This window comes from Saccharopolyspora antibiotica, from assembly GCF_047200635.1.
Lineage (GTDB): Bacteria > Actinomycetota > Actinomycetes > Mycobacteriales > Pseudonocardiaceae > Saccharopolyspora_C.
In genome coordinates this window covers 25780-36210 of record NZ_JBJZOI010000029.1, presented here as the reverse complement: position 1 = coordinate 36210, position 10431 = coordinate 25780, and the positions used below count along the sequence as shown (strand labels likewise).

Below are 10431 nucleotides of genomic sequence, written 5' to 3'. Positions count from 1 at the left end.
CGAATGCCACCCCCTCCAGATCGGACCCGGGTGCCCACGGCACCCGGGTGGTCAACTCATGTGGTCGCGCGCCTCATCCCGTGGTCGAGCGGCCGTTTCACGTCCTGCACCGCCGTCAGGACTCGTACTCGGTGTTGTTGATGTTCTCGCGGTTCTGCTTGTCGACCTCGATGAACTCCTCCACCGCTTCGTCGATCGACCCGGTGAACTCGTCGATCCCCTCGATGAGCGCCTTGGAACCGTCCTTGATGTTGCCCTCGGGTTCCTCGTAGTTCTTCTGGAAGGCCTTGCCGACGTCGTCGGTTCCCCAGCAGCCGTAGAGCTCCGAGAGCTCCGCCTCCAACTCGTCGAACGCCGTCGCCATCTCGTCGTGCGCCGTCTTGATCCGCTGGTTGGCGGAGCGCATCCCGTCCGGGTCGAGGTAGAAGTCCTCAGCCATCCTGACCACCCTTCTCCGAACGGGAGCCCGTGCCGCGGCGGTCGTCGTCCACGATTCCGTCCAGCATCGGGGAGATCAGCGCGTCGATCACGCTGTTCGGATCCACCTTACCCGCGGCGATGCCCGCGAGATCAATTCCGGGAAGAACGTCAGTGCCCATGAGATCGGTCATCTTCGCCATCGCCTGCGCGCGGCCCTGCTGAAGGGTCTCGACGATCACGTGGGCGAGCTGCGCCGGGGCCATGCTCCGGTACTTCGTGCCGTTGAACTTGATCTCGGTCAGCTCGCCGCCGCCGTCGAAGGTCATCTCCAGCGAGCGGTCCTTGGCCTGGACCGTCGTGGTCTCGTTCTGCCGGACCTCGCCGATCTGGGCCAGCTTGCGCTGCTCCTCCTCCAGCGCGGCCATCGCCGCGTCGAGGTCATTGAAGGAGCCGCCCATGCCGTTGCGGTTCGTCTCGCTCATCGAATCTTCCGCTCTTCCCGGAGATCGTTGATGATCTCGTCGATCTGGGCGTGCGCCTCGCCCCCGGTCTTCTCCTTCGGCGCACCGTCGTCCTCTTCGGGCCGAGAGCGCCTGCCGACGGCGCCGAGCACGCCGTTGCCGTCATCCCAGGAATCCCGGTCCGCCGGGACGGGGACGTTGGGCTGCCGCTCCTGCTGCCGGTCGTTGGCCGCCCCGGCACCAGCACCGCCCATCATGCCCATCGGACCGTGCATGGGGCCGCCGCCGTGACCGCTGCCGCCGCCCCCGAATCCCCCACCGCTGCCCGGCATCGCCGCGGAGAACTCCCCGCCCGGCCGGGGCAGCGTCGGGGTGTTGCCCGGGGCGCGCACCTGGCCGACCTCGAGCGCGGAGGTCGGGGCGCTGCGCGGTCCACCGCTGGTGGTGCTGTGCCCGCTGGTGGTGCCGTGCCCACCGGAGGACCCCGCGTCCAGCGGCGGCCCCCCGGCGGCCGACTTGGCCACGTGCGCGGGCTGGCCGGGCTGGTTGCCGCCCGGCGGATTGCCGCCCGGCGGTGTCCCGCCGGGGTCCGTCGCGGGGATCTGGGCGTGCGCGTGCACCGGCGCGTGCGCCGAGTGCGAGGGCAGCGTGCCCGCCGCCGTGGCTCCGGCGGCCGCGCCGCCGGTGGCCGCGGCGGCCACGTGCCCGGGGAAGTGCGACTGGAGGAAACCGGGTGCGTCCCCGGTCGCCTCCTTGCGCCCCTCCTCGGGAGCGCTCATGGTGCTGATCTCCTCCCGGCCCGCGGAGGCCGGCTCCCGGCTGGAGGTCTGCGGCCGCTCGGATTGGCTGGTCTTCGACCGCTTTCCGACCGGCTCCTGGCCACCGGTGGCCGACGCGACCGACATCCGCCGTCCCAGGACCTGCGGCGCCGCGTCCTGCACGCTGCCGGAGCGCGAGGCCGAGGCCATCCGCCAGCCACCGACGGACTTCTCGGAGCCCCCGCTCCCGCCGCCGCCGCCGACGACGCCGGACTGGCCGAGCACCGACGGCGCCCCCCGCGCGGAGGCCGCCAGCCACGGCGCGGCGTTCCCGGCGCGCTCCCCCGCGCCGTCGCCACCGCCGTAGCCCTGGGACGAACCGCCGCCCGAGGTGGAGTCCGCGTACGTGCCGCCGGGAACCGACGAGCGGTACATCACCCCGACCGGCCCCGCACCGGTGCCCTCCGCGGGGACGAGCTGCCCGTTCGCGTCCATCACCTGCGGCGTGCCGTCCGGGCCGTAGTACAGCGCGTTGGAGAACCCGTTCTCCCCGTTCGCGCCACCGCCCTCGCCCGAGGCGCCCTCATCGCTGATCTGGTCCACCGGCGTGCTGCCCGGACCGGTGCCGGGCAGCGGGGTGAGCCCGCCCGCCACGTCGCCGTAGGCGGTCCCCAGGTCACGGATGATCTGGCGGGCCTGCTCGGTGCGGTCCTGATCGGCGGCACCGACCTCCTCCACCGGGATGTCGCTCTGCTCCGCCCGCTGCTGCTGCAGATCGCGCAGCCGCTGCTGGGCGGCGGTCAGCGAGTCCCCGGCGCGTCGCAACATCGCGGCGTAGCCGGGCTGCTGCATCGCCTGCAGCACCTGCTCGTTCTTCGCCGCGAGGTGCTCGGCCGCCTGCGCGGCCTTGTCCATCGACAACCCGGCCATGCCGGCCTCCAGCTTGCGCATGGTGGCGCGCAGGCCGTCGATCAGCAGTTGCAGCTGCGCCGCGGCGCGGTCGAACTCGTCCGCGCGCTGGTAGTACAGCTCCGGCTGGCGCTCGTTGATGAGCTGGGCCAGCTGGTCGAAGTTCAGCTGGTCCAGATCATCCGGGAGGGGTGGGGTGGTGGCCACGAGATCAGCTCCGTCCGAGCACCGGCGGCGGGTTGTCCTTGTCCTCGTCCCAGACGCCGTCGTCCGCCTTCATCCAGATCTGCGGCTCGCGCTCCTGGTTCTGCTGACCGGCGGCACCGGCGCCGGCGCCCATGCCACCGCCCATCGGCATCCCGCCGCCCATCGGCATCCCGCCGGGGCCCATCCCGCCGCCGGCACCGCCGCCAGCACCACCGGGACCGCCGGCGGTCGCGGCCACGCCACCCGGCGCGCTCAGGCCCTGCTTGGCGGCCACGTCGAACTGGGCGCCCGGGGCGTCGCCGCCACCGTAACCGCCGCCGCCGTAACCGCCGCCGCCACCACCGCTGGAACCGAGGCTGGAGATGGCGTCGTCCGCGGCGGCCTTCGCGGCACCGCCCCCGCCACTTCCACCGCCACCACCGAGGAAGTCGTCGAGCTCGGAGCCCCCGCCACCGCCTCCGGTGCCACCGGAGGCGAGGTCGGAGATCGCGTCGTCGGCCGCCTTCTTGGCGTCCTCCATGGCCTGCTGCTGGGCCGGGGAGTCACCGGGCTGCCCGAGCTTGTCGATCGCGTCGGAGGCCGCCTGCTTGGCCTCCTCCGAGCTCGGGGGCGTGCCGTCGTGGCTGAGCTCGCCGATCGCGTCGTTGGCGGCCTGCTGCGCCTCCTGCAAGCGCTGCTGCGCGGCCGGGTCGTCGCTCTTCGTGGTGAGCTCGCCGATGGCGTCCGTGGCGGCCTTGCGCGCCTCGGCGTCGCCGAGCGCGCCGCCCGCGTCGGACGGGCTGGCCAGCTCGTTGATCGCGTCGTTGGCCGCCTGCTTCGCGTCCTCCATCGCCTGCTGCTCGGCCGGGTTGTCGTCCGGTGAGCCGAGGGCCTCGATCGCCTCGTCCGCGGCCTTCTTGGCCTCCTCGGCGGTCGGCTGCTCGCCGTTCTCGGACAGCTCGGCGATCGCGTCGTCGGCCGCCTGCTGGGCCTCCTGCATCCGCTGCTGGGCGTCCGGGTTCTGCTGGTCCTTGGCGAGATCGCCGATCGCGTCGGACGCGGCCTTCTTCGCCTCGCCGCCGTTGACCGGGGTGTCGGCCACGGCGAGGTCGTCGATGGCCCCGTCGGCGGCCTTCTTCGCGTCCTCCAGGGCCTGCTTCTCGGCCGGGCTGTCGTCGGGCGAGCCGAGGGCGTCGATCGCCTCGTCCGCCGCCTTCTTGGCCTCCTCGGCGGTGGGCTGGCCACCGTCCTTGGTCAGCTCCTCGATGGCGTCGTCGGCGGCCTGCTGCGCGTCCTCCAGGCGCTGCTGCGCCTCGGGGTTGTCCGCGTCCTTGGCCAGGTCGCCGATCGCGTCCGAAGCGGCCTTCTTGGCCTCTTGGCCGTCGAGCGGCTCCTTGCCGGCCCCGGGGCCGTCGGACTCGGTGTTCGGCCCGCCGCTGCCGCTGCCGCTGAGCTCGTCGATGGCGTCGTCGGCCGCCTTCTTGGCGTCCTCCATCGCCTGCTTCTGCTCGGCGCTGTCGTTCGGGGAGCCGAGCTCGTCGATGGCGTCGTTCGCGGCCTTCTTGGCCTCCTCGGCGGTGGGCTGGCCACCGTCCTTGGTCAGCTCGCCGATCGCGTCGTCGGCGGCCTTCTGCGCGTCCTCCAGACGCTGCTGCGCCTCGGGGTTGTCCGCGTCCTTGGCCAGATCGCCGATCGCGTCCGAGGCCGCCTTCTTGGCCTCCTCGCCGTCGACGGCTCCCGGCTCTCCACCGGAGCCCTCGCCGCCGGGCCCACCGGACTCGGTCTCGGGACCGCTGCCCCCGGAGCCCGAGAGCTCGTCGATGGCGTCGTCGGCCGCCTTCTTCGCGTCCTCCAGGGCCTTGTCGCGCTCGCTCTTGCCGGAGTCCTTGCCGCCGGAGCCCTTGCCGCCCCCGGAACCGGAGCCCATGCCGCCGGGCACGCCGCCGACGCCGCCGCCAGCGCCCTCGCCCTCACCGGCGCCTTCACCGCCGCCCGAGCCACCGCCGAGACCGTCGATCGCGTCGTCGGCCGCCTTCTTCGCGTCCTCAGCGGCCTGGTCGTACCCGGAGCCGTCACCAGCACCGCCACCAGCGCTGTCACCGGCACCGTCACCAGCGCCCGCGCCGTCCCCAGCACCGGCGCCGTCACCAGCACCGTCGCCAGCGCCGCCGCCCGCACCGGAGCCGTCCTCGAGGCCCTCGATCGCGTCGTCGGCGGCCTTCTTCGCGTCCTCGAGGCCCTTGTCGTACTCGTCGGAATTGCTGGGGTCTTCGAGGCCCTCGATCGCGTCGTCGGCGGCCTCCTTGGCGTCCTCGAGGCCCTTGTCGTACTCGTCGGAACCAGAACCAGAACCATCGCCGGAGCCGCTGCCCTCGCCGGAGCCGCTGCCCTCGCCCCCGCCGGTCAGCTCGTCGATGGCGTCGTCGGCTTCCTTCTTGGCCTCGTCCTCATCATCGGAGGAGTCGTCCCCGGAGCCGCTCGACGAGTCGTCGTCGCCCGAACCGTCGCCGTCGCCCGAACCGTCGCTGTCCTCGTCCTTGTCCCCGCCCTTGTCCTCGTCCTTGTCCTTGTCCCCGTCCTTCTCGTCGTCGCCCTTGCCCTCGCTGCCGGGGTTCTCCGCGGCGGGGCTGAGGGCGATGTGCAGCGGACTGAGGTCGGAGCCGCGCGCGTTGAACTGGTTGCCCAGGCTCGTGAGCAGGTTCTGCAGGTCCTTGACGAGCGTTTCCTTGCTGACCTTCTTGGCCTCTTCGACCTTCGAGTCGAATTCGGACTGGCTCAGCTCGGTGGAAACGTCCTCGATCTTCTTGATCGCCTTCTCGCGGCGCTCCTGCTCCTCGTCGACCAGGTCCCACCAGTCGCTCGCGAAGGACTTGATCGCGTGACCGATGTTCCCGATCGTCGTCGGGTAGTCCTGGTGCTTGAGGGTGTTGTAGAGGTCTTCGCTCTCCTTGAACAGGTCGGTGGCGTAATCGTTGAACGCGTCACCGGCAACGCCCTGCATGTGGTCCTGCAGGGCCTTCACCTGCTTGCTGAAGCCCTCGTTGATGTCGTCGAGCTTGTTCATGGCCTTGCGGAAGGCGCCGTCGAGCTCCCACCAGGCCTCCCCGGCCTTGCCCATGTCGGCGGTGATGTCCGAGGTCACCTCGTCCAGCGATTCCCACGACGAGTACCTGCTGACGTCCAACGGCGGGGCAGAGCTGCTGTACACGCCCACTACGGGGTCGGGTTTGTCCGCCATGTCGAATGGTCCTCACAGGAATGAATGCGGCCGCGGCGGCCGGGTTGCCGGGGAAAGAATCAAGCGGTGCTGCGCGCTGGGCGAGGCGACCGGACGCGCCTCAGATCTTGGCGTTGAGGTTGTCGTTGTACCCGTCGCCGTCGGTGGCGTTGTCCTCGGCGTCGAGGTCCGGGTGCTCCTCGAAGTTGTGCTGGTCCTTCTCGGTGCCCTTGTCCAGGGCCGAGATGGCCGTGTCGATGTGGCCCCGCATGTCCTCGACCTCGGCCTTGATCTTGTTGGCGTTCTCGCCGTCGGCGTTCTCGAAGTCCTCGGCGATCGCCTTGAGGTCGGTCTCCATGTTGTCGAAGATGTTCTTCAACCGCTCCGCGTGCGCGACCAGGCCGTTGCGGCGGTCGTCGACGACGCGCTCGAGCCACTGGGCGAGCGGGAACTTGCCCGCGTTGGGCCAGTGCGCCTTCAGCTCCTGGAAGGCCGCCATGTCGTCCGTCAGCTTGCCGATCTCAGAGGCGGCGGTCTTGATGTCGTCCGGGGAGAATGCGGTGTTTCCCGCCATGGTCAACCCTCTTACCTGAAGTGGTCAGCGTCGTTCCGAGTCCGCCGAGATCGGCGAGGAGAAGAGAGCGATGCCGGGCCGATGCTCGTCGACCGGCCCGGCGACCGCGGAGGCGCCCTGCACCTGTCAGCTGTACGCGCCCATGCGCTTGCCGCCGGTGCGGTCCGTCTCCTGCATGTTCGTGGTGCCCTGCTGCACGTTCATCTTCTGCTGCTCGATGTACTGGGAGAACCCGTCGAGCCGGCCGCGCAGGCGCTGCGCCGAGGCGTTGTAGCCGTTGGCCGACTCACCCTGCCAACCCTTCTCCTGCAGGTTGGTGGCGTCCTGCATGAGGTTGCCCGCGCGCTCGCTGACGAACTCGAGGGCCTTCTTCAGGAAGCCCTGGGCCTCTTCGAGGGCGCCGTAGTCATAAGTCTTCGGCTGAGACATGTCTGCTCCTAGGTACAGCTAGAGAGGGAACCGGTACGAGGTCGGCTCGATCAGCCGATGAAGTCCTCGATCGGCGTGCTGCTGATGGGCTTGATGTTGTCCTGGTCCTGCTGGGTCTGCTGCCCAGCGGTGGACCGCATGTCCTGCGACATGGACTGCAGGTCGGCCAGCACCGAGTCCTTCAGACGGGTGAGGTCCTGCTCGTACTGGTTGACCAGCATCTTGGTCATCTCGTTGGGGCTGCGGTTGCCCACGTCGTCGAGCTGGCTGCGGAGCTGGGTCAGCTGCGTCTCGATCTCTTCGCGGGCGCTGTCGTGCCGACCGGCGACCTGCTGGATTTCCTCTTCGCTAAAAAGAGCGCCGTCAATAGCCACTTATGCCTCCGTTTGGCAATCGCCGCGGCGGCCCGCCGCAGTTCTCGTGCTCTGTGGATATCGGGTCTATCCCGAAAACCAACCTAGGTGTCGAGCGGGGGGTTCAGCCCTGAAAGTGGTCTTGACCGCATCAGGCTAGGGACTCCCCTCATCAAACACCAAGATCAAGAGGTCGGGGACTGCACCTGCGTGGCTCCGCCGATGCTCAGCACGGGTCCGGTGGGCAGCAGGGCGAGCAGGTCCGTGGGGACCTGCATCACCGACTGCTCCGAATAACCCAGCGTTTCGAGCACCTTCGCGTCCGCCAGCGGGAACTTCGTCCCCACGTCGGTGATCAGGAAGGCGGTGCCCGGCGCCGCGCCCGGCGCGGGCAGGTCGCGCGCCAGCACCCCGCCACCGGGCGGCAGCACGACGTTGTCGGCCACGGTGCCCGCGATGTGCTGCGCGGTCGCGACCGAGCCCGCCTTGACCCGCGCGGTCGGCTGCAGCTCCAGGGTCACCTTCATGTTCCCGGCCGCCGAGGACGCGTAGCGCACGCACGGCTGCGAGTCCGCGGGCGGGATCACCGTTTCCGGAACCACCCCGGGGAACCCGGAGACCAGGTCGGCTCCCCGCGAAGCCGGCACGCCGGCGATCGCGGACGGTCCCGCCGGGATCGGCGCGACCTGCATCCCCGGGTAGGCGTCCCGGGTGGACGGCGCCGCGAACAGCAGCGCGGCGCTCATCCGGTTCAGCGGGGTCACGCCGTCCTGCCGCACCAGGTAGAACTGGCTGGAGTCGATCGCCGGGTTGCGCACCTCGTAGACCTGGCCGACCCGGCTGGGCCTGCCGTCGATCGCCGGGCCGGGCTGCCCCGCCCCCGGGGTGTCCTGGACCGCGAGGTCGCGTCCCGCCGGGATCGGGTTCAGCCAGGACGCGGGGACCTCCAGCGGCGTGGTGTCCCCGTAGCCGAGGGCGTCCACCACCGCCGGGCTGGTCACCCGGTACCGCTTGCCCTCCCAGATCAGCTGCAGCGCGTCGTCCGGGGTGCGCACCAGCAGTCCCTGCCCGTGCGTGGTCGCGGTGCCGTCCTGGGCCCCCACCATCAGCGTGATCGTGGGCTCGCCGACCATCTGGTTCGGCGGCAGCGGCTGCGCGCACACCGTCCACGGCGTGATGCTCAACGTCTCCGCCGTGGGGATGGAGTCGGGCGCGTTGGGGATGCCGATCGGCTGGCCGACGGGCGTGCCCTCCATGGACTCCCGCGAGATGCTCACGACCTTGCCGCCGGTGTTCCCGGAGGCCAGCTTCGCCGAGGAGTAGTTCAGCGCCGGGTGCAGCTGTCCGTCCAGGTAGACGAACTGGGCGCCGGTCTCCTTGTCCATCACGATGGAACCGGCCTGCTTCCAGGAGGTGTTCCCCCCGGGCAGGAACAGGCCCAGGATCCCGAAGACCGCCATGAGCAGCACCGCGACCAGGAAGCCGAACATGGTGCCGTTCTTCACCCGGCGGTTCGGCGATTCCAGCGCGTCCGGACGTCCGTGGGTGACCGCCGCGACCAGCCGGCCGACGACGAAGAAGTAGGCCTGGACCTGATCCTTGCGTGACTGCATCAGCCGGCCAGCCCTCGCATCGTCGCGTACACGTGCAGGAGCTGGAGCAGCAGGGGCAGCACCGCGACCGCCGTCAACGACTCGAAGATGTCCACCGCGCGACCCCAGTAGGGCCGCAGCCTGCGACCCGGCAGGTACTCGGAGAACACCAGCAGCAGTCCGCCCACCGCCAGCGAGGGCAGCCAGGTGGCCAGGATCGCGGTGAGCGGCCCGGTCCAGGTCACCACGAGCAGCGCGCAGGTGGCGAAGCCCGTCGCCGCCGGGACCACGATCGACCAGCGCTGCACCGCGCCGTCCGGGTGCCGGGAGCGCAGGAACAGCAGCAGCGAGACCACCGCGCCGAACACCACGGTCCACACGTCGGCCTCGCCGAGCAGCGCACCCAGCATCACCGCGGTCAGCGCCGCGCCGACGCCGAGGTGCAGCGCCCGCGAGTACCCCACGGTGACGGCGCCGCGCTCGACGACGATCTGCTGCGGGACCGGCTCGATCTCCTCGGTCAGCTCGGAGGGCGTGGTCGGCAGCAGCGGCAGCGTGAGGCCGGAGAGCCGGAACGACAACGAGGGGATGAAGACGCTCAGGATCACCGTCAGCACCAGGCCGATCGAGGCGGCCTGCTGCGCGGAGGCGGGGCTCACCGACGCGATCAGCGCCGGGATCCCCACCAGCACGATGAAGCTGATGGCGGTGGTGAACAGCAGCGCCGAATCGGCGACGCCGAGCAGCCCGACGACCAGCGCGATCAGCGCACCGGCCGCGGCGCAGCTGGCCATCATCGGCAGCGTGGCCACCGGGTCCAGCGCGAGCAGCAGCAGCACGCCGCTCAGCGCCGCGTAGCAGACCGCCACGCCCGCGATCACCGTGGCCAGCACGGGGTTCGCCGCGCCGCGCGAGACCAGCGTCGCCGCGGCCAGCAGCAGCGCGGTCATGCCGCCCGCGATCGCGGCCTCCGCGGCCACCTCGCCCGCGGCCAGCAGCAGCGGGAAGCCCAGCAGCAGCGTCGCCAGGCCCAGCACCCGCAGCAACCAGCGGGTCCGGGTGGGACGCCAGCGGCCCGCGTGATTCTGCACCTGCTCGCCGACGCCGTCGACGAGGTCGTCGTAGTCGATGGGTTCGAGCTGGTCCGCCCGGGGGCGGAGGTAGATGGTCTCGCCGTCGAGGAGACCTAGTTCGGCGATCGTCCGGTCCTCGTCCAGCGGCGCCTCGCCGACGCGCTGGGCGACCCAACCCTCGTGGTCCGCGCCCTGTTCGACCCATTCGGCGCCGAACTGAGGCAGGACGGCGGGCAGCAGGTCCGCCAGCGGAACCTCAGCGGGCAGCGCGACGTCCGTCGACTTCTTGCCGAGGACGAACCGTAGCCTCCCAGACTCTGTTGTGCGATGCTGGACCTGCTCTTCCGAAATCGCCATGGGTGCCCGGGGTCCTTTCCTGCCAGGTTGAGAGACCGCGACCCGGTCAGCAACGTAGCGCGTGCCATCGCAGACGTTACTGATCAGTCCGTCCCGGCGGAC

The 10431-nt window shown here is 70.8% G+C and carries 9 protein-coding genes; all 9 read right to left on the bottom strand.

Features of this window, described 5'->3' with window-relative positions:
- Positions 1-115: 115 nt before the first annotated feature.
- Positions 116-439, bottom strand: a complete 324-nt coding sequence (locus ACL03H_RS21425) for a WXG100 family type VII secretion target (RefSeq protein WP_412813088.1) — start codon at positions 437-439, stop codon at positions 116-118.
- Positions 432-902: a YbaB/EbfC family nucleoid-associated protein gene (locus tag ACL03H_RS21420; protein WP_412813087.1), complete on the bottom strand. Its 471-nt coding sequence runs from the start codon at positions 900-902 to the stop codon at positions 432-434. The genes ACL03H_RS21425 and ACL03H_RS21420 overlap by 8 nt, the downstream gene beginning before the upstream one ends.
- On the bottom strand, positions 899-2755 hold the full coding sequence (locus ACL03H_RS21415; RefSeq protein WP_412813086.1) for a hypothetical protein: 1857 nt from the start codon (positions 2753-2755) through the stop codon (positions 899-901). The genes ACL03H_RS21420 and ACL03H_RS21415 overlap by 4 nt, the downstream gene beginning before the upstream one ends.
- Positions 2756-2759: 4 nt before the next feature.
- Positions 2760-5942, bottom strand: a complete 3183-nt coding sequence (locus ACL03H_RS21410; RefSeq protein ID WP_412813085.1) for a hypothetical protein — start codon at positions 5940-5942, stop codon at positions 2760-2762.
- Positions 5943-6072: 130 nt separating this feature from the next.
- A complete protein-coding gene (locus ACL03H_RS21405; RefSeq protein ID WP_412813090.1) occupies positions 6073-6525 on the bottom strand; it encodes a hypothetical protein in 453 nt (150 codons plus the stop codon).
- A gap of 126 nt (positions 6526-6651) precedes the next feature.
- Positions 6652-6954, bottom strand: coding sequence for a WXG100 family type VII secretion target (locus tag ACL03H_RS21400; protein WP_412813084.1), 303 nt, complete (start codon positions 6952-6954; stop codon positions 6652-6654).
- 50 nt (positions 6955-7004) lie between these two features.
- Positions 7005-7328: a hypothetical protein gene (locus tag ACL03H_RS21395; protein ID WP_412813083.1), complete on the bottom strand. Its 324-nt coding sequence runs from the start codon at positions 7326-7328 to the stop codon at positions 7005-7007.
- A gap of 164 nt (positions 7329-7492) precedes the next feature.
- Positions 7493-8920: a type VII secretion protein EccB gene (eccB, locus tag ACL03H_RS21390; RefSeq protein ID WP_412813082.1), complete on the bottom strand. Its 1428-nt coding sequence runs from the start codon at positions 8918-8920 to the stop codon at positions 7493-7495.
- A complete protein-coding gene (gene eccD / locus ACL03H_RS21385) occupies positions 8920-10329 on the bottom strand; it encodes a type VII secretion integral membrane protein EccD (protein WP_412813081.1) in 1410 nt (469 codons plus the stop codon). The genes eccB and eccD overlap by 1 nt, the downstream gene beginning before the upstream one ends.
- Positions 10330-10431: the final 102 nt, after the last annotated feature.